Below are 20,151 nucleotides of genomic sequence, written 5' to 3' on the forward strand. Positions count from 1 at the left end.
GTTATTTAAATAAAGCGATTTTTTCCATCAATACCTGTGTAACGGCATTATTTGCCGGGATTAAAAACTTCCTCACGCTATCGTTAACCTTGCCTTTTTCGAACGTGTTCTTACATTGATCAACCCATTGAACGTTCATTTCCGTTCCTACGTTCACTTTATTGATCCCTTCAGTGACGGCGAGCCGCATATCTTCATCACTCACCCCCGTACCGCCGTGCAACACCAGGGGCACGCCGGTGGCTGCGCTTATTTCTTTCAGGCGCTGATGTTGAATCTCGGCTTTGCCCGTATAGAGGCCGTGCACCGTGCCGACGGATACCGCCAGCATATCGACGCGGGTTTCCTCGGCAAAACGTTTAGCATCTTCCACCGTGGTAAAGCAGATATCCTCCGCCGCAACGGCTTTGCCGTCTTCAGAGCCGCCTATTGCGCCCAGTTCACCCTCGACGGTGATATTTCGCGGTCGCGCCATCTCCACGACTATCCGCGTATTGCCAATATTTTCTTCAAGATCAAGGTGCGAACCGTCGTACATAACCGAAGAAAACCCCGCATCCATGGCGGTTTCAATCGCGCTGATATCCGAACAGTGATCCAGATGCAGGCAGGTAGGCACGTTTTCACTTTCCGCCAGCGAAACAACGGCATCAACCAATAAGCGGTAACCAAGATATTCTGCAGTACCGGTTGAGATTTGAATCATTAACGGGCTATGACTCTTTTGTGCCGCCTTGAAGAAGGCCGGCAGCATTTCAATACAATGCAGGTTAAAAGAGCCGATTGCTTTGAAATTTCGTTCCTGCGCAATTTTCAGGATATCGTTGAAGTTATACAGACTCATGAACATTTTCCCCTTTCGGCTTAGCTGATTTGCCGTTTACGAACCATGCCAGTGCGGCGACGAAGACAATAAACAGTGCAACAAACAACCAGTTATTCTGGAAAGCATGGCCTAGCACCAGGCCTGAACTGATCACATCAGAATCGCTGAAGGTCACGCCGGTGAAACCATAACTCTCCAGCATCGGTACCAGAATGGCGGGCAGGAAGGTGATAAACAGGCCGTGTACAACGCCGCCAATCATGGCACCACGGCGTCCCCCCAGCGCATTACCAAACACTCCCGCCGTTCCTCCGGCGAAAAAGTTGGTCAGCAGGCCGGGTAAAATCATCGCCAAGCCAAACATCGGGAAGACCAGCATGCCGATGATGGAGCCAACCGTCGTCGCCAGGAAGCCAACAATCACCGCATTAGGCGCATAAGGAAACAGCACCGGACAATCAAGTGCAGGCTTGGCATCCGGGACGATACGCATCGCAATACCGCGAAACGCAGGCACCAGCTCATTGAGAAGTAAGCGCACGCCGCTGTAGAGAACAAAGACCCCAGCAACAAACTGAATGGACTGCATAAAGGCATACATCAAATAGTTAATGCCGTTGGAAAACTGAGCGATATAGTCAGGACCCGCCGCCAGCGCAGGGATGAGGTACATCGGTACCATGACCACCGCCATGGCGAGGTAAGTATCCTGTAAAAATTTGAAGTTATCAGGCAGCTCAAGGTCTTCAGTAGAACGCGAGCCTTTCCCAACGACCTTCGCCACCGCGGCCTGGACCAGATAGCCGATAGTACAGAAATGCCCCAGCGCCACGTCGTCTGAGCCGGTAATACGCCTGACTACCGGCTGTGCCAGCGCTGGCATTAATACCGCCATCACGCCGCCAAAAATGCCGCCGGTCAGAATCAACGGTAGCCCCGTCAGGCCGGCCTTATAGCCAATCACCGCGCCGATGGTCGCCATCCACAGCAGGGCCTGGCCGGTCAGGAAGATATATTTCAGCGGCGTCAGGCGCGCAATAATGATGTTAACGGCAAAAATAACCATTAACGTCAATGCGACTTCGGACCCAAGCTCTCGATTCGCCAGACCGGCAATAGCGGCAACATCGGTAATATAGCCTTTCATGCCAAAACCCTGGGTGAAGATATCATTCAGGAACGTTAACGTGGCGACAATAATGTTTATTCCCGCCATCATAATTAAAAAACCTAACAGCGTTTTAAACGTCCCTTCCGCCGTCTTGCCCGGCGATTTTTTCTGTAAGATCAGACCCAGCATTGCAATAAAGGCGATCAGTATCGAAGCCTGGCCGAGCAAATCTTTAACGATAAACTCAACGAAACTATTCATAATCGGCTACCTGTAAATTACGCTCATTTAAAAAAGCAACAATCTTTCTCTCAACCTCATCTTTGTCAGTCAATTTATTTAATATTACGACTCGTTTGATCTCTTCCTCACTGGCGTCAGCCGTTAAAATATCAGCAAACGTTTTCTGGGTCAGGATCATGTCAGACTTAAATGCGCCAGCCTCAGAAACAGTGGTATGTTCAATATGCGCAGGAATTTCCAGTTTTTTTAAGACAGCTTTCGCCGTCATTTCAATAGCAAAGCTTGAACCGAGGCCGCAGCCACATACGCAAAGAATTTTAAGCATGTAGGGTCTCCTCAAATAATATTGAGTTGTTTGGCAAGTTTGTAATAGTGTCCTTCGGTATCAACCAGACGTTTTTTCATACTAAGAAGATCGATCGGAATAGGTTTATTGCTGGAGTTAATAATAATGGCTTTATTTTTCATCCCTGATTGAATGCAACGTACCACCTCGCTGGCCATAATCGTACCCTGATAAATTTCTTCACAGGTAGGATCGCCGTTACGCAAGCCGTAGCCGACAATCGTCTTACGAACGCGTACGCCAATACGTGGTTCAAGCTGCTTGATCATCGTATCAATGGCGCCCTGAAATCCGGGGGAGTACTCCCGCGTGTAGCCTTCGGAGCATAAAATAATGACGCTATTCTGCTCTACCAGCTTTTGCTTCACGCGCTCGGCGAGCACATCCAGCGGTATTTGTGACTCCGGAATTAGAGCGATATCAGCATTACTTTTAATTGCAGACTGTAAGGTTAATTCACCACAGTAGCCCCCTAATATTTCGACCATAAATACGCGACCAGGAAGTGCTCTTCCGGTGTTTCGCAGTCGTGAAACCTCCTTAATAATCTGCTCACAGGCAGTGGAGAAGCCGATCGTATAGTCACTACCGTAAACATCATTATCGATAGTCATACCAACGCCAAAGCAGTTAATATCAAACTCGCTTAGCGTATTGAGAAATTGCAAACTTCCATCGCCTCCAGCCATGATCAGCACATCAAGACGTAATGATTTTATTTTTCTGGCAATAACCTCATATTCACTACGCTGAAGCTTACGACTGGTTCGCCCAGAAGCAATAATTGGAATGGACGCGATAGAGAAATCAATCAGGTCGCGCAAGGCAATCTCATGATGATTTTTTTCTAGCAGACCGGGTATCCCGCCATTAAATAGCGTGATCTGCGCATTGGCGAGCCTGGCAATCTGGAAAATAAAATTATTAATACCAGAGACATCTCCACCGCTAATGACAATACCAATTTTCATCTTCTGCCCTCACGCTTTCCCGTGAAAACATTTTTCCCTGACTTCAAGGTTCTTATTTGCAATGAAGATCACAAAATAAGGATAATTTAGACCCATTCAAACATTGACGTGTGCTCAATGGAGATGATTTTTGTGATTAAAATCTCATTTTAAAAGTGAGATCTTTTTAACAGTTATTATTTTAAATCTTTAATTATCAATGAGTTGTTTTTGCAGATAATAACCATTATTTGCGCAATGATTTAGCAAACCTGAAGGGGAAGTATACGATAAAGGAAATGTGATAAATATCGCTTTTTTTTACGCAAAGGAGGAGGAGGAGGAGACAAGCGCCTGCATGACGCTAAAAAAGAAAAAAGCGCCCCCGGGGCGCTCTTTCGACTGTGGCATATCGCTTATTTGGTCAGTTCTGCCGTCATGTGCACGCGATTACCGGTGTATGCCTGGGTAATTTTGTATGAGCTTGCACCTGCCTGTTCAGCCTGAGCCGCAATTTTTGCTTCAGCACCGTCGATGGTGGAGGCGGTTGCGGTAACGGTCTGAGCAGCAAAAGTACCGAAGGAAGCGGCAAGAGCCATAACTGCGACAAAAGTTTTGATGCTTTTCATGATATAAACCCTTTCACTTAGTTGTCTGGATAAGGCGTTGTGCCTTGATGTGATAAATAATAGGTCACATCTTGATCAACAAAAAGCGGAATGATTTGCTGTTCTCATTCAAATTAATTGATTTATTTTCACACATAGAACTATTAGTTAACATCTTCACTTCCAACCCCCCTTGTCGACGGACGGCAAGCGACTGTTGGTGGCACAAGCTGGGCTTAATCATTTTCAACCGCGGGCCAAAAGCGCCCGGGTCATTTGCATAACGCCCCGTCAGAAACAAAAAAAGCGCCCCGAGGGCGCTCTTTCGACTGTGGCGTATCGCTTATTTGGTCAGTTCTGCCGTCATGTGCACGCGATTACCGGTGTATGCCTGGGTAATTTTGTATGAGCTTGCACCTGCCTGTTCAGCCTGAGCCGCAATTTTTGCTTCAGCACCGTCGATGGTGGAGGCGGTCGCGGTAACGGTCTGAGCAGCAAAAGTACCGAAGGAAGCGGCAAGAGCCATAACTGCGACAAAAGTTTTGATGCTTTTCATGATATAAACCCTTTCACTTAGTTGTTTGGATAAGGCGTTGTGCCTTGATGTGATAAATAATAGGTCACATCTTGATCAACAAAAAGCGGAAGGATTTGTTGTTCTCACTCAAAAATACTGATTAATATTTAACCACCAATTAAACGCTGCGGATGGGTATAAATCGTTGCCCTTCCCGGCTTACAGAACCCGACCAATGTCAGGTTGCAGCGCTCGGCCACTTCGACCGCCAGCGTGGTGGCGGCAGAAACGGCAAACAGAATTTCGACGCCGCACATGGCGGATTTCTGCACCATTTCATAGCTGGCGCGACTGGAAACGAGCGCCGCCCCCTTCTGCCAAAGCGCCCCTTCTTTTGCCCGGTGGCCCAGCAGTTTATCCAGCGCAACGTGGCGGCCAACATCTTCATGGCCGCCCACCAGCTCACCGGACGGCATCACCCACGCAGCCGCGTGAGTACAGCCCGTTTCACGGCCTACCGGCTGAACGTCATTTAAGTGCCTTAGCGCCCAATCGAGATGGGCCAGATCGAAAGTCTGGCTAAACGGCAGCGGCTTGATAGGTTTGCCGATATCGTTGAGCTGTTCGACGCCGCACACGCCGCAGCCTGTGCGCCCGGCCAACGCGCGGCGGCGCTCTTTTAGCCCCATAAAGCGACGGCTGGAGAGCTCGATGCGAACCTCCATACCGTTACAAGCAGGCACAACATCCATACCGAAGATTTCACGCGGATGTTCAATGATGCCTTCCGACAGCGAAAAGCCAATGGCGAACGCTTCCAGATCTTTTGGCGTCGCCATCATGACCACGTGTGAAATGCCGTTGTAGACCAGCGCAACGGGAACTTCTTCAGCAAGAATATCCATGGTGGGTTGCATAATCTGTGGCCTTCTGAAGACGGTACGCTCGGCTGCGCCAACCAGCTGCAACGAGGTGTCGACTTCTTCATTAACATTAAACACGGCAAATACTCTGAACGGCGAAAAATAAGGGACGTCTATTCCATCACAACATGAGGGAATTGAGGCTTATTATGGATCAACTTTGTGGTGCAATAACGCACAATTGCAGTTTTTGCTTACGGACCGTCGTCACAGTCACAGCAAACACCCTCTAATCACTTCTGTCTCTACTTGATCTACGGACTGACCACCATTGACCCGGTACACCTGATTACCAGTCCTGAAGGTGAAGTCAGGAAGGCGCATAGCGGGCTCAGGCAGGCAAAAAACCGTAATGGCGTGATAAAAGCGACTTGCGATTACGGCAAAATAATAACCCCATTAAAAACACGGGGTTCAAGTCTAAGCGCCCGTAGGCGCGGCTTATCGCTTATTGGTTCGCTTCTGCGGTCATGTGCACGCGGTTACTGGTATAAGCCCGAGTAATTTTGTAAGAGCGGGCACCATTAGCACTTCAGTATTCACGCTCAAGGTGATGACTGTTATAGGTACTAATGAGTTCGTTATAAGCCTTAACCACTGACTGATATGAACCATCAACGAGATCGCCGCTACCGTCGCTTAACTGACCCTGCTCAAACTGGGTATAAGCGACTTTATCTCGTACACGACGAAGGCGTTTTTTAGCTTTCCCCTGGAATTTCTCCAGCTCGGAAATAAAGCCAGGGAAGCTGCGGTGCTTATCGATATTAGCTGTTACCTGCTCATTTAACTGCTGTGTATGGTTTTCAAATTCAGCAAGCTTTTTAGCAACTAATTCGACATCAAAAGAATCATCCACAACCGCATCATTAATATTTTCAGCTTCCTGCATCGTCAGAAGCGTATAATACTTAATGGATTCCCCCTCTTCCTTCTCGGTTGCCTTAATTTCATTAACCGCATGCTGCTTACTCATCACGGTAATCTCACCAATATATTTCTGGGCAATAGAATCGAATTCATCAAACTGTTTTATAAAAGTTTTATGGAACTCTTTAGCGCCAGCAAAAGCGTCGTCCTTAAAATCATCCTGATCATAATATTTATTCATTTTATTGATCGTTTCGGCCAACGGCGCGGCTATCTTAATAAAGGCCAACGCTGCGGCGTCCAGAGATGCAAACGCAGGTTTTAATTCAGAGGCAGCTTTAATATCTTGACGACAATCTGCGATAACTGCTGGATAAACAGGTATTAATGGCGAAGGATCGGCTTCATTGCCTGTAGGGCCGGTGCGGAAGTCTTCGAACGTGTTTGCGTATCGATCAACAGCACGATAAATGCCATTCTGGAGATTATTATAACAATCGATATAAGCATTCAGTTTTTGATTAAGCACGTCATTGCTGTCTACTGCCTCAGCCGGAGTTGATGACTGGTTTTCTACAGACGGCGTCCCCTGAGGGGCAAGCTCAGTTTCAGTTTCATTATCACAAGCCGTTAATCCGGTGGTCATCAACACGGCAATAATAATTGATGATAGTAAACTCCGTTTCATTATAACATCCTATAAATTAATAATATTTACAGTAAATATTTTAACCAAAAGGAAAATTAACGATACGTATTAATCACAATAAATTCTTAATTAAACTTTCATTGTGACTAATATAAAAATAATCAATAATAACCTACCACCAATTAATCTTTATGAATGGATTTAAACCGTCAAACCGCCAGCGTGGTGGCCGCAGAAACGGCAAATAAAATCTCGACACCACAGCGCCATCTCGCCGCTAGATCGGCTGGAAACCCGCGACAATACGGGGTATCTATTCCACCACAGCTACGTGGGAACTGAGGCTTATTGTGGATTAAGTTAGTAGTGAAATAACGTACAACCTTGATTTATTTCGCCGCGCATTGCGCCAAACAGGCCAATAAAGGCAGAGGTAATCCCTTGTGGTTAAACCTGTTGATGCCGCGCTAAAGCGAAGTTTCATTTCGTCTGAATCGTGATCAACATCACAGTTCATTGTTAATGCCAGCAAAATCCATTCACCTGTCATTAACCGCATTGGAACAAGCCTACCGATATTGTGGTATTCTGATTTAAAGCCCTCCAGGAACTGAGGGCATCGCATTATTCAGCATCTTTGCCACTCGTTGGCGAAGAACAACTACAAGCAATGACAATGTCGAAACAAGGAGCTAACCATGCAGGTCAGCAGAAGGCAGTTCTTTAAGATCTGCGCTGGCGGTATGGCAGGAACCACGGCAGCAGCCCTGGGCTTTGCCCCAGGCATCGCACTCGCGGAAACACGGCAGTATAAATTGCTGCGTACCCGTGAAACCCGTAACACCTGCACTTACTGCTCTGTCGGCTGTGGGCTTTTAATGTATAGCCTCGGCGACGGCGCAAAAAACGCGAAGGCCTCAATTTTCCACATCGAAGGGGATCCGGATCACCCGGTAAACCGCGGTGCGCTGTGCCCGAAAGGCGCAGGTCTGGTGGACTTTATCCATTCAGAAAGCCGTTTAAAATATCCTGAATATCGCGCGCCAGGCTCCGACAAATGGCAGAAAATCAGCTGGGACGACGCGTTCGATCGCATCGCGAAGCTGATGAAAGCCGACCGTGACGCCAACTTTATTGAGAAAAACGATGCCGGCACCACCGTCAACCGTTGGCTGACCACCGGTATGCTGTGCGCCTCTGCATCCAGTAACGAAACCGGTTTTTTAACGCAGAAATTCACCCGCGCGCTGGGTATGCTCGCGGTCGACAACCAGGCGCGTGTCTGACACGGACCAACGGTAGCAAGTCTTGCTCCAACATTTGGTCGCGGTGCGATGACCAACCACTGGGTCGACATCAAGAACGCCAACCTCATCGTGGTGATGGGCGGTAATGCCGCAGAAGCACACCCGGTCGGGTTCCGCTGGGCGATGGAAGCCAAAATTCACAACGGCGCGAAGCTGATTGTGATCGATCCTCGTTTTACGCGAACCGCATCAGTGGCGGATTTCTACGCCCCTATTCGCTCCGGTACTGACATTACTTTCCTGTCAGGCGTCATGCTGTACCTGCTGAATAACGAAAAATTCAACCGCGAATACACCGAGGCCTATACCAACGCCAGCCTTATCGTGCGCGAAGATTTTAGCTTCGATGATGGTCTGTTCAGCGGCTATGACCCGGAAGCCCGTAAGTACGATAAAACGTCGTGGAACTACGAGCTGGACGAAAACGGTCACGCCAAACGCGATACCACCCTCACCCACCCGCGCTGCGTCTGGAACCTGCTGAAACAGCATATTTCCCGCTATACGCCTGACGTGGTTGAGCAGATTTGCGGTACGCCGAAAGCGGACTTCCTGAAAGTCTGTGAATACATCGCAGAAACCAGCGCTCACGATAAAACCGCCTCGTTCCTGTATGCATTGGGCTGGACGCAGCACTCCGTCGGCGCGCAGAACATTCGCACCATGGCGATGATTCAGCTGCTGCTCGGCAACATGGGGATGGCAGGCGGCGGCGTGAACGCCCTGCGCGGCCACTCCAACATTCAGGGCCTGACTGACCTGGGCCTGCTGTCACAAAGCCTGCCGGGCTATATGACGCTGCCAAGCGAGAAACAGGCCGACCTGCAAACCTACCTCGCCGCCAACACGCCAAAACCGCTGCTGGACGGGCAGGTGAACTACTGGGGCAACTACCCGAAATTCTTCGTCTCAATGATGAAGACCTTCTACGGTGATAAAGCAACGGCGGAAAATAGCTGGGGCTTTGACTGGCTGCCGAAGTGGGACAAAGGGTACGACGTGCTGCAGTACTTCGAGATGATGAACCAGGGCAAGGTCAACGGCTATATCTGCCAGGGCTTTAACCCGGTCGCCTCATTCCCGAACAAGAATAAGATCGTCGCGTCACTGTCGAAACTGAAGTTCCTGGTGACTATCGATCCGCTCAATACCGAGACATCAACCTTCTGGCAGAACCACGGTGAATCGAACGATGTCGATCCATCGAAAATTCAGACGGAAGTGTTCCGTCTGCCATCTACCTGCTTCGCTGAGGAGAACGGTTCTATCGTCAACTCCGGTCGCTGGCTGCAGTGGCACTGGAAAGGCGCCGATGCCCCGGGGGATGCGGTGACTGACGGTGAGATCCTGGCCGGTATTTTCTTGCGCCTGCGTAAGATGTACGCCGAAGAAGGCGGCCCGGTTCCTGAGCAGGTTCTCAACATGAGCTGGAACTACTCAACGCCGGAAGAACCTGCGTCTGAGGAAGTGGCGATGGAGAGCAACGGTAAAGCGCTGGCCGATATTATCGACCCGGCGACCGGTGCGGTTATCGTCAAAAAAGGGCAGCAACTGAGCTCGTTCGCACAGCTTCGCGATGACGGTACGACCGCTAGCGGCTGCTGGATCTTTGCCGGTAGCTGGACGCCGGAAGGTAACCAGATGGCGCGTCGCGATAACGCCGACCCGTCAGGCCTGGGTAACACGCTGGGCTGGGCCTGGGCCTGGCCGCTTAACCGCCGTATTCTCTATAACCGTGCTTCCGCTGACCCGCAGGGCAACCCGTGGGATCCAAAACGCCAGCTCCTGAAATGGGACGGTGCGAAATGGGGCGGCGTGGACATTCCGGACTACAGTACCGCGGCGCCGGGCAGCAACGTCGGGCCGTTCATCATGCAGCCGGAAGGGATGGGGCGTCTGTTCGCCCTCGATAAGATGGCCGAAGGTCCGTTCCCGGAACACTACGAGCCGTTTGAAACACCGCTGGGAACTAACCCACTGCACCCGAACGTGGTTTCTAACCCTGCCGCCCGTATCTTTAAAGGCGACAAGGAAGCGTTGGGCAAAGCGGAGAAATTCCCGTATGTCGGCACCACTTATCGTCTGACCGAGCACTTCCACTACTGGACCAAGCATGCGTTGCTTAACGCCATCGCCCAGCCGGAGCAGTTTGTGGAAATCGGTGAAAAGCTGGCAGATAAGCTCGGCATCGCCCATGGCGATACCGTGAAGGTCTCCTCTAACCGCGGCTATATTAAAGCCAAGGCGGTGGTGACCAAGCGTATCCGCACGCTGAAAGTAGACGGCAAGGATATCGATACCATCGGTATTCCAATTCACTGGGGCTACGAAGGCGTGGCGAAGAAAGGCTTTATTGCCAACACGTTAACGCCATTCGTCGGTGATGCGAACACGCAGACGCCGGAGTTTAAGTCTTTCCTTGTGAACGTGGAAAAGGTGTAACGGAGACGATCTATGGCTTATCAATCGCAAGACATTATCCGTCGTTCCGCCACTAACGGTTTCACCCCCGCGCCTCAGGCGCGGGATCACCAGGAAGAGGTGGCGAAGCTCATCGACGTCACCACCTGTATCGGCTGTAAGGCCTGTCAGGTGGCGTGTTCGGAGTGGAACGATATCCGTGATGAAATCGGCAGCAACGTCGGGGTGTACGACAACCCCGCCGATCTGACCGCCAAATCCTGGACGGTGATGCGTTTCTCGGAAGTGGAACAGAACGACAAACTGGAATGGCTCATCCGCAAAGACGGCTGTATGCACTGTGCCGATCCGGGCTGCCTGAAGGCGTGCCCGTCGGAAGGTGCAATCATTCAGTACGCCAACGGCATCGTCGACTTCCAGTCTGAACAGTGCATTGGCTGCGGCTACTGCATCGCCGGCTGTCCGTTCAACGTGCCGCGACTGAACCCGGAAGACAACCGCGTCTACAAGTGTACGCTATGCGTCGATCGCGTAACCGTCGGGCAAGAGCCGGCCTGCGTGAAAACGTGCCCAACCGGCGCTATCCACTTTGGCTCCAAAGAGGATATGAAAACGCTGGCGGGCGAGCGCGTCGCCGAGCTGAAAACCCGTGGCTATGATAACGCAGGTCTGTACGATCCGGCGGGCGTTGGCGGAACACACGTAATGTACGTTCTGCACCATGCCGACAAGCCGAACCTGTACCACGGCCTGCCGGAAAACCCGGAAATCAGCGCCACCGTGAAGTTCTGGAAAGGCGTCTGGAAACCGCTGGCCGCTATCGGCTTTGCTGCTACGTTCGCCGCGAGCATCTTCCACTACGTCGGGGTCGGTCCGAACCGTGCGGAAGAGGAAGAAGACAATCTGCATGAAAAAGACGACGAGGTGCGCAAATGAAAAGACGTGACACCATCGTGCGCTATACGGCGCCGGAACGCATCAACCACTGGGTCACCGCCTTCTGCTTCATGCTGGCGGCGATAAGCGGGCTGGGATTTTTCTTCCCATCCTTCAACTGGTTAATGCAAATCATGGGCACACCACAGCTGGCGCGTATTCTGCACCCGTTTGTCGGCGTTATCATGTTTGCGTCGTTTATCATCATGTTTTTCCGCTATTGGCACCACAATCTAATCAATCGGGATGATATCTTTTGGGCGAAGAATATTCGTAAGATCGTCGTCAACGAGGAAGTAGGTGACACCGGGCGTTATAACTTCGGCCAGAAATGCGTATTCTGGGCGGCGATTATCTTCCTGGTGCTGCTGCTGGTGAGCGGCGTGATTATCTGGCGTCCGTACTTTGCGCCTGCTTTCTCAATCCCGGTGATCCGATTTGCGCTCATGCTGCATTCATTTGCCGCAGTGGCGTTAATTGTGGTTATCATGGTGCATATCTACGCCGCCCTTTGGGTGAAAGGCACCATTACCGCGATGGTGGAGGGATGGGTTACCAAAACGTGGGCGAAGAAACATCACCCGCGCTGGTACCGTGAAGTCCGCCAGAAACAGGAAAAGTCATCTGAATGAGTATTCGCATAATCCCGCAAGATGAGCTGGGTTCGAGCGAGAAACGTACGGCGGAAGTCATTCCGCCGTTATTGTTCCCCAGACTCAAAAACCTCTACAACCGCCGCGCAGAGCGTCTGCGCGAGCTGGCAGAGAACAACCCGCTGGGTGATTACCTGCGCTTTGCCGCGCTGATTGCCCACGCTCAGGAAGTGGTGCTGTACGACCACCCGCTGAAAATGGATCTCACCGCGCGCCTCAAAGAAGCGATTGACCAGGGCAAGCCGCCGCTGGATATTCACGTTCTGCCGCGCGACAAGCACTGGCACACGCTGCTGCAGTCCATGATTGCCGAACTGAAGCCGGAAATGAGCGGCCCGGCGCTGGCGGTTATCGAGAACCTGGAAAAAGCCTCCGAACAGGAGCTGGAGCAAATGGCCAGCGCGCTGTTTGCCTCTGACTTCTCTTCCGTCAGCAGCGATAAAGCGCCGTTTATCTGGGCTGCGCTGTCGCTGTACTGGGCGCAGATGGCCAGCCTCATTCCGGGTAAAGCCCGTGCGGAATACGGCGAACAACGCCAGTACTGCCCGGTATGCGGTTCGATGCCGGTTTCCAGCATGGTGCAAATCGGCACCACCCAGGGGCTGCGCTACCTGCACTGCAACCTGTGTGAAACCGAGTGGCACGTGGTGCGCGTGAAGTGCAGCAACTGCGAGCAGAGCCGTGACCTCCACTATTGGTCGCTGGATAACGAGCAGGCGGCCATTAAAGCCGAAAGCTGCGGCGACTGCGGGACTTACCTGAAGATTCTGTATCAGGAAAAAGACCCGAAAGTGGAAGCCGTAGCCGACGACCTCGCCTCACTGGTGCTGGACGCGCGGATGGAACAAGAAGGGTTCGCCCGTAGTTCTATCAACCCGTTCCTGTTCCCGGGTGAAGGGGAGTAATTTCCCGCGTTAAACCGGGCTGTTTTTGGCCCGGTTTACAGCGCGTAGGGTAAAATCACGCCCGGAAGCCTCGCAAAATCCTTTGTATTACGCGTCACCAGTTCCCGGCGATGAACATGCGCAGTGGCCAGAATAATCGCATCGGGCAGCTTCATGCCGTACTCCTGCCGTAGATTCACACTCTGCTCAGCAATTTCTTCTGTCACACCAATAATTTCGAATGCGCTCAAGGCTATTCGCGTTCGCTGCTCCTGATGAAAGCGCTTTGCCCCTATCATGACCTCCATCCAGGTGATCAGGCTTATCGCATGTTGCGGAGGGTAGGAATCCATCGCCCGCTTCGCCTCCATCCGCCCGCTGAAGAGATCGATTAAAATATTGGTATCAAAAAGAACGGGTCTTTTCATCGCTGCCACTCTTCCCGAAGTTTTCTTTCATACTCAACGCCATCTTCTTCACACCCTTGCCAGATGCCAAGCGCACCAGAAATAGTGAGCTCAGCCTGACTCTGCTTTTCAAGATATTGCTCAACGGCTTCACGCAGCAGTTCCGCACGAGGCAGATTTCGCTGCTGTTTAAGTATGTCGAGGCGCTTAATCACCTCGTCCGACAAATCGAGAAGTATTCTGCCCATGTCCCTTTCCACCATCATGCTCATATATGCATCAAGTATATCATCCATGCTCAATAAGCGAACAAGATACACGCACTTTAAATATGGTTATAGACTAAAATTAAGAAATCGTTCGTTTTTGCGAGCCGCTATCCACAATCACTACCCCACCCAATTTCCCGTTTCCATTCGCGATAAACCAGGCTATAAAGCTGTATGTTTATACAGCAAAAAGGACATCATCATGGCATTGGAAAACGGCATTGCGCAGTTAGTTGCTGAGTTTATTGCGGCGGGTCGCCCTTCTTCACGCGAGCAGAATATTGATGACCGGAGGAAGGGGTATATTGCTAGCACGGCGCTGGCAGGGGAGAAAGAGATTCGCGTCAAATCAGAAGATATCGTGCTGGAAGGGATGACATTTCGCGTCATTTCGCCGCTAAATTCAACATCATCACTCCCCTGCATTCTCTACTTTCATGGCGGCTGTTTTGTCAGCGGTGGGTTTATCACGCACGACAATCAGCTACGTCAGCTTGCCTGGCACAGTGGATGCCGGGTGATTGCGGTGCAGTATCGTCTGGCACCAGAACACACTTTCCCCGCCGCTCACGATGACGCCGAGCGTGGCGCGAACCTGGTTTATAAATATGCTCAGCAGCTTGGTATCGACCGCCAGCATATCACGCTCGCTGGCGATAGCGCTGGCGGCCATCTGGCACTGGTCACCGCGCTACGCCTAAAAGCCAACGCGGCATGGACGCCGTCAAAGCTTATGCTGATTTACCCGATGCTCGACGCTACCGCCAGCTTTGCCAGCTACATCAGCAATGGCCAGGACTACATTATTACTCGCGATACGCTACTTTCAGGTTTTGAGATGTATCTGCAGGGAAACGATCCACTGGACCAGGAAGCTAGCCCACTCTGGCGCGACGATTTTAACGGCCTTCCGCCGGTGCATATCATTACCGCCGAATACGATCCGCTCCGCGATGAAGGTGAGGCGCTGTATGAACGGCTAACCCGACAGGGTGTGACCTGCACCTGCCTGCGCTATCATGGCGTTATTCACGGATTTTTCCAGCTTGGCGGCGTGAGCCAGGCGGCGCGGGATGCAATGGAGGATGTGGCCCGCAGGGTGTCAGGCCACTGAAGATAGCGAGGCTGGGAGATACCCTACTCCTCTTCGTTACCGCCTTCTTCGTACGACCCGAATGGCTTCGCAGGCAGCACGATATAGGTCCCCTCGAACACCACACCGGGGGTGTCATCGCCGAACAGCTCAACCTGCATCTGCACACGCGCTTTGCGTCCTCGAGCCAGTCGGTCCAGGTCGCCGCTAAGCGAGCCGAGATCGGCAATGGCGGTCGGTTTACCGGCGATAGGTTTTCGATAGCGGATATGAGCATCGGCCAGAATAATAGTGCCGCCCAGGTGGCGCTCACGCAGCATCAGCCAGATAAGCCCCCAGCCGGTGAGTGTTGCCAGCGAAAAGAGGCTGCCAGCAAACAGCGTATGGTGCGGGTTCTGGTTGCCAGTTTCCGGCATGGTGGTAATGAATTTCTGCCCGGTGTACTGCTGGATGCGCACGCCCATCTTCTCGCTGAGCGGAATATGATCGTACCAGGCCTGCTGTAGCTGTGCACACCAGTCGCCGCGGTGCAGAATATCGTCCAGCGAGGCAACGGGTTTAATCATCAGGAAATGGCGAACGGGGGTGGTCTGCGGGGTAGTAATCTCCCCTTCGTTCTTGAATCCTAGCTTGGAAAAGAACGGCACGGCATCCTCACGTGCGCTACAGGTGACGCGTTTAACCCCTTCCTGACGCGCAACGGACTCCAGGGTCATGGCAATCAGCGTTCCCAGCCCTTTATCCTGCACGTCGGGATGTACGGCCATAAAGCGGATTGACGCTTCGTTATCCGCGTTAATGTATAACCGCCCGACGGCGACCAGCTTTCCCTGTTCATCGACCACCATCTGATGGTGCGCCATGGCATCCCAGGCGTCGCGTTCGGAGCCTTTTGGCTGGTGCAGCGGTTTACGCAGCATTTCCCAGCGAAACTGATAGTACTCGTCTAACTCTTCTGCCGTTTGCGGTACTCGGAGATGGTACATAATCGCGCTCTCTTTTGCCCCCCGCGCTCTACAGGGAAGTGGGTTCATACCTGTAACCAGAATGTCACGGGGCCATCATTGACCAGCGACACCTGCATATCCGCAGCAAATCGTCCCGTTTGCGTGTGCATCTCCTGCTGGCGACAGCGCTGCACAAAGTACTCATAGAGCGCTTCGGCGCGGTCCGGCGCAGCGCCTTTAGAAAAGCTCGGCCGCATACCGCGTTCAGTATCGGCCGCCAGCGTAAACTGTGACACCACCAGCACGCTGCCTCCTGCCTGCTGAACGTTCAGATTCATTTTACCTTCGGCATCGCTGAAGATACGGTAGCCAAGCACTCGCTCGCACAGACGATTGGCTTTCTGTTCATCGTCATCTTTCTCTACGCCGAGGAGCACCAGTAGCCCTGGACCTATTTCCCCCGTGACCTCATCCGCCACGCTCACGCTGGCGCGGGTAACGCGCTGAATTAATGCAATCATGGTTCGTCTGCTTCTTGTTGTTCTGTTTTCAGTTTTCGGTATTCACCGAGAGTGACAGTTATTTCTGCGCCAAGCAAGACGATACACCACGTCCAGTAGACCCAGACAAACAAAATGGGGATCACCGCCAGCACGCCATAAATCAGCTGGTACGAGGGGAACGCGGTGATGTACAGGGAGAAGGCCTTCTTACCCAGTTCGTGCAACAGCGCGGCGACCAGTGCCCCAATAACCGCATCGCGGTTCGGTACCTGGGTCGTTGGCACGATGCTGTAAAGCAGCCAGAAAGAGAGCCAGGACAGCAGCAGCGGAAATACGCGCAGCACATTATCGATAACGCCGTGCAGTTCGCTGGCCCAGCGCAGCGACAGTAAATAAGAGCTGATTGCCAGACTGACCCCGGCCAACAGCGGCCCGAGCGTAAGGATCATCCAGTAAACGGCAAAAGAATATACTTTTGGCCGTACGCGCTTGCTGCGCCAGATGGTATTCAGCGCGCTGTCGATGGAATACATCAGCAGCAGCGCGGTAACAATCAGCCCGCAGGCGCCCACGGCGGTCATGCGATTCGAGTTGGCGACGAACTGCTCGATATAGCGCTGAATGACGTCGCCCGTCGCGGGAAGAAAGTTAGCAAACACGAAGTGACGAATCTGCAAACTCACTTCAGAAAACATCGGGAACGCCGCAAACAGGGCAAAAATGACCGCCACCAGCGGCACAAGCGAAAGCAACGACACGTAGGCCAGATTGCCCGCCAGCGTCGTCATATTATCTTCTTCGATACGCCGCCAGAGGAATTTACTCCACGCCACCAGCGGCCGGGTATGATGAATACATTTTTGATGAACGGTTTTTAACATAACGACTTCATAAAATAGTCGGGCAGGGTTTCTCTCCCTGTGACCAGCACGCTGGTAATACCCAACTGGTTAGCACCCTCTATATTATCGGCGTTATCGTCAAAAAAGACCGCATCGGCGGCAGAAAAACCTTCCAGCTCAAGTACCCGTTGATAAATACGCGCTTCCGGTTTACGCATGCCCATCTCCTGAGAAAGATAAACATGGTCGGCAGCGGCATAGATTTGCGGATATTCATCCGGCCAGAACGTGGTGTGCAGCGCGTTAGTATTGGAGAGTACGACCACACGATGCCCTTGTTCGCGCAGCGTTTTCATGATATCGATGACTTCAGGACGGAGTTCAACAAATACCGCCTGCCAGCCGTGAGCAAACTGTTCATAGCTGAGCGGCAAATCCATGTCATGGCACATTGCCTTTGCGAAAGCTTCATCTGATATTTCACCGCGTTCGTGCTGGTGAAATGCTTCCCCCATGGTGAAGTTCTGCTTCAGCCGGGCCAGCGGTACGCGGGCAAGATCGCTCCACGTGCCCAAAACACGGTTGAAATCAATGTCGACAATCACATTACCTAAATCAAAGATATAGAGCATTTTTGCCTCCGTTCGCGCCGTGGAAATTTCACTCTAGCGGGAAAGTCGGGCTTTGACTATGAACAAACGCTCTCTATTTCAAAAAGAAAAACCCCGCCATAAGGCGGGGTTTCAGGTCGTGACAAAAGCGAGATTACTCTTCTTTTGCACCGCGCATTGCGCGACGACGATCGTTTTCCGTCAGGTGACGTTTACGGATACGAATAGACTGCGGCGTCACTTCAACCAGTTCGTCATCATCGATGAATTCCAGAGCTTGTTCCAGAGTCATACGAATTGGCGGAACCAGAACAACAGCTTCATCCGTACCGGATGCGCGCATGTTGGTCAGTTTCTTACCGGTCAGGCAGTTTACAGTCAGGTCGTTAGAACGGCTGTGAATACCGATGATCTGGCCTTCATAAACTTCAGCACCGTGACCCAGGAACAGCTTACCGCGGTCCTGCAGGCTGAACAGTGCGAACGCAACTGCTTTACCCTGGCCGTTGGAGATCAGTACGCCATTCTGACGCTGGCCCACTTCACCCTGACGAATATCGTCGTAGTGGCTGAAGGTGGAGTACAGCAGACCGGTACCGGAAGTCATGGTCATAAACTCTGAACGGAAGCCGATCAGACCACGGCTCGGGATCACGTAGTCGAGACGTACGCGACCTTTACCGTCTGGATTCATGTTTTTCAGGTCGCCTTTACGCTCGCCCAGTGCCTGCATGACAGAACCCTGGTGCTGCTCTTCGACGTCCAGCGTGACGTTTTCGTACGGCTCTTGTTTGCGGCCGTCGATTTCACGGAAGATAACTTTCGGACGGGAAACCGCCAGTTCGAAACCTTCACGACGCATGTTTTCAATCAGAACGGACAGGTGCAGTTCACCACGGCCAGAAACGCGGAACGCATCAGCGTCTTCGGTTTCGTCAACGCGCAGCGCTACGTTGTGCACCAGCTCTTTGTTCAGGCGGTCAAGGATCTGACGAGAGGTAACGAATTTACCTTCTTTACCACAGAACGGAGAGGTGTTAACGCAGAAGAACATAGAAACGGTCGGCTCATCGACGGACAGTGCCGGCAGCGCTTCGACGTTCTGCGGATCGCAGATGGTGTCGGAGATGTTCAGCTCACCCAGACCGGTGATCGCGATGATATCGCCCGCTTCCGCGAGGGTGCTGTCAATACGTTCCAGACCCAGGTGGGTCAGGACTTTACCGACTTTACCGTTACGGGTTTTGCCTTCGCTATCGATGATAGTGATCTGCTGGTTCGGTTTCACTTTACCGCGTTTGATGCGGCCGATACCGATGACGCCAACGTAGTTGTTGTAGTCCAGCTGGGAGATCTGCATCTGGAACGGACCGTCAAGGTCAACGTCCGGAGCCGGTACATGGTCAACAATCGCCTGATACAGCGGGGTCATGTCTTCAGCCATGTCTTCGTGATCCAGACCGGCAATACCGTTCAGCGCCGAAGCGTAGATGATCGGGAAGTCCAGCTGTTCGTCGGTCGCGTCGAGGTTAACGAACAGGTCGAAGACCTGATCAACAACCCAGTCAGGACGCGCGCCCGGACGGTCAACCTTGTTGATAACAACAATCGGTTTCAGGCCGTGGGCAAATGCTTTTTTGGTCACGAAGCGCGTTTGCGGCATCGGGCCATCGAAGGCATCAACTACCAGCAGCACGGAGTCAACCATGGACATAACGCGCTCAACTTCACCACCGAAGTCGGCGTGCCCCGGGGTATCAACGATGTTGATACGGTAGTCATTCCATTTGATAGCGGTGTTTTTTGCGAGGATGGTAATCCCACGCTCTTTCTCCAAATCGTTGGAGTCCATCACACGCTCTTGAGTTTCAGCACGTTCGTCGAACGTACCGGATTGCTGCAGCAGCTTGTCAACCAGGGTCGTTTTACCATGGTCAACGTGAGCAATGATGGCGATGTTACGCAAATTTTCGATCACAACTTTGCCTCGGGCATTAGAAATAGCGCGTTATTGTACACGGATTAATCGCACTACAAAACAGGATCACAGAGATCCTCCGCAAACAAGTATCGCAGAGTTTCTTTGTGATCGCTTTCACGGAGCATAAAAAGGGCACCTAATCACAATTTGCACCAATATGGTGCTCAACGCTCGCGTGTAAGCACTATAATGGTGCAAAAAGACTATCATGGTGCAGCCATTTTGCACTATGGTGCGCATGATAACGCCTTTTG

Annotated in this window: 20 protein-coding genes; 5 read left to right on the forward strand and 15 right to left on the reverse strand. The window is 51.9% G+C overall.

What is annotated here, in order from left to right; translation table 11 throughout:
* Position 1: 1 nt before the first annotated feature.
* The 8 genes from V6942_RS20360 to V6942_RS20395 form a co-directional block, all read right to left on the reverse strand.
* Entirely contained in the window at positions 2–844 is an 843-nt protein-coding gene (locus V6942_RS20360) for a class II fructose-bisphosphate aldolase (RefSeq protein WP_106929298.1), read from the reverse strand.
* The gene (locus V6942_RS20365; protein ID WP_106929296.1) at positions 831–2,198 is read right to left on the reverse strand and encodes a PTS sugar transporter subunit IIC; all 1,368 of its coding nucleotides are present in this window, start codon (positions 2,196–2,198) and stop codon (positions 831–833) included. The genes V6942_RS20360 and V6942_RS20365 overlap by 14 nt, the downstream gene beginning before the upstream one ends.
* Positions 2,191–2,505 (reverse strand): PTS sugar transporter subunit IIB, encoded by a 315-nt coding sequence (locus tag V6942_RS20370; protein ID WP_106929294.1) that lies wholly within the window; start codon positions 2,503–2,505, stop codon positions 2,191–2,193. The genes V6942_RS20365 and V6942_RS20370 overlap by 8 nt, the downstream gene beginning before the upstream one ends.
* A gap of 11 nt (positions 2,506–2,516) precedes the next feature.
* Positions 2,517–3,497, reverse strand: coding sequence for a 6-phosphofructokinase (locus V6942_RS20375; protein ID WP_106929292.1), 981 nt, complete (start codon positions 3,495–3,497; stop codon positions 2,517–2,519).
* Between the two features lie 395 nt (positions 3,498–3,892).
* On the reverse strand, positions 3,893–4,105 hold the full coding sequence (locus tag V6942_RS20380) for a DUF1471 domain-containing protein (RefSeq protein ID WP_106929291.1): 213 nt from the start codon (positions 4,103–4,105) through the stop codon (positions 3,893–3,895).
* A gap of 322 nt (positions 4,106–4,427) precedes the next feature.
* On the reverse strand, positions 4,428–4,640 hold the full coding sequence (locus V6942_RS20385; RefSeq protein ID WP_106929291.1) for a DUF1471 domain-containing protein: 213 nt from the start codon (positions 4,638–4,640) through the stop codon (positions 4,428–4,430).
* 128 nt (positions 4,641–4,768) lie between these two features.
* A complete protein-coding gene (gene fdhD / locus V6942_RS20390; protein ID WP_374956754.1) occupies positions 4,769–5,563 on the reverse strand; it encodes a formate dehydrogenase accessory sulfurtransferase FdhD in 795 nt (264 codons plus the stop codon).
* A 493-nt stretch (positions 5,564–6,056) separates the two neighbouring features.
* Positions 6,057–7,082, reverse strand: coding sequence for a YiiG family protein (locus V6942_RS20395; protein WP_333501749.1), 1,026 nt, complete (start codon positions 7,080–7,082; stop codon positions 6,057–6,059).
* A gap of 659 nt (positions 7,083–7,741) precedes the next feature.
* On the opposite strand from V6942_RS20395, the gene fdnG reads away from it, so the two are divergent.
* Genes fdnG through fdhE form a run of 4 tightly spaced genes read left to right on the forward strand, consistent with a single transcriptional unit; the run spans position 7,742 to position 13,265 of the window.
* The gene (gene fdnG / locus V6942_RS20400; protein WP_182929733.1) at positions 7,742–10,792 is read left to right on the forward strand and encodes a formate dehydrogenase-N subunit alpha; all 3,051 of its coding nucleotides are present in this window, start codon (positions 7,742–7,744) and stop codon (positions 10,790–10,792) included.
* A gap of 12 nt (positions 10,793–10,804) precedes the next feature.
* Positions 10,805–11,707, forward strand: a complete 903-nt coding sequence (gene fdxH / locus V6942_RS20405) for a formate dehydrogenase subunit beta (RefSeq protein ID WP_106929286.1) — start codon at positions 10,805–10,807, stop codon at positions 11,705–11,707.
* Positions 11,704–12,339: a formate dehydrogenase cytochrome b556 subunit gene (gene fdoI, locus V6942_RS20410; RefSeq protein ID WP_006179126.1), complete on the forward strand. Its 636-nt coding sequence runs from the start codon at positions 11,704–11,706 to the stop codon at positions 12,337–12,339. Before fdxH ends, fdoI begins: the two co-directional genes overlap by 4 nt.
* Complete coding sequence (gene fdhE / locus V6942_RS20415; protein WP_333501750.1) at positions 12,336–13,265, forward strand: formate dehydrogenase accessory protein FdhE; 930 nt, start codon at positions 12,336–12,338, stop codon at positions 13,263–13,265. Before fdoI ends, fdhE begins: the two co-directional genes overlap by 4 nt.
* Before the next feature lie 35 nt (positions 13,266–13,300).
* Here fdhE and V6942_RS20420 read toward each other — a convergent pair whose 3' ends face one another.
* Entirely contained in the window at positions 13,301–13,672 is a 372-nt protein-coding gene (locus V6942_RS20420) for a type II toxin-antitoxin system VapC family toxin (RefSeq protein ID WP_106929282.1), read from the reverse strand.
* On the reverse strand, positions 13,669–13,917 hold the full coding sequence (locus tag V6942_RS20425) for a CopG family transcriptional regulator (RefSeq protein WP_181358031.1): 249 nt from the start codon (positions 13,915–13,917) through the stop codon (positions 13,669–13,671). Before V6942_RS20425 ends, V6942_RS20420 begins: the two co-directional genes overlap by 4 nt.
* Before the next feature lie 205 nt (positions 13,918–14,122).
* Here V6942_RS20425 and V6942_RS20430 point away from each other — a divergent pair, with 205 nt between their 5' ends.
* On the forward strand, positions 14,123–15,034 hold the full coding sequence (locus V6942_RS20430) for an alpha/beta hydrolase (RefSeq protein WP_333501751.1): 912 nt from the start codon (positions 14,123–14,125) through the stop codon (positions 15,032–15,034).
* A gap of 23 nt (positions 15,035–15,057) precedes the next feature.
* Here V6942_RS20430 and fabY read toward each other — a convergent pair whose 3' ends face one another.
* The 5 genes from fabY to typA all read right to left on the reverse strand — a co-directional run bounded on the left by fabY (position 15,058) and on the right by typA (position 19,894).
* Positions 15,058–15,999, reverse strand: coding sequence for a fatty acid biosynthesis protein FabY (gene fabY / locus V6942_RS20435; RefSeq protein ID WP_181358030.1), 942 nt, complete (start codon positions 15,997–15,999; stop codon positions 15,058–15,060).
* Positions 16,000–16,043: 44 nt separating this feature from the next.
* Positions 16,044–16,481, reverse strand: a complete 438-nt coding sequence (gene dtd / locus V6942_RS20440; RefSeq protein WP_106929276.1) for a D-aminoacyl-tRNA deacylase — start codon at positions 16,479–16,481, stop codon at positions 16,044–16,046.
* Complete coding sequence (locus V6942_RS20445; RefSeq protein ID WP_106929274.1) at positions 16,478–17,344, reverse strand: virulence factor BrkB family protein; 867 nt, start codon at positions 17,342–17,344, stop codon at positions 16,478–16,480. Before V6942_RS20445 ends, dtd begins: the two co-directional genes overlap by 4 nt.
* Complete coding sequence (gene yihX / locus V6942_RS20450; RefSeq protein ID WP_106929272.1) at positions 17,338–17,937, reverse strand: glucose-1-phosphatase; 600 nt, start codon at positions 17,935–17,937, stop codon at positions 17,338–17,340. Before yihX ends, V6942_RS20445 begins: the two co-directional genes overlap by 7 nt.
* A gap of 133 nt (positions 17,938–18,070) precedes the next feature.
* A complete protein-coding gene (typA, locus tag V6942_RS20455; RefSeq protein WP_106929270.1) occupies positions 18,071–19,894 on the reverse strand; it encodes a ribosome-dependent GTPase TypA in 1,824 nt (607 codons plus the stop codon).
* Between the last annotated feature and the right edge of the window lie 257 nt (positions 19,895–20,151).

The organism is Kluyvera genomosp. 2, from assembly GCF_036759865.1.
Taxonomy (GTDB): Bacteria; Pseudomonadota; Gammaproteobacteria; order Enterobacterales; family Enterobacteriaceae; genus Kluyvera; species Kluyvera ascorbata_B.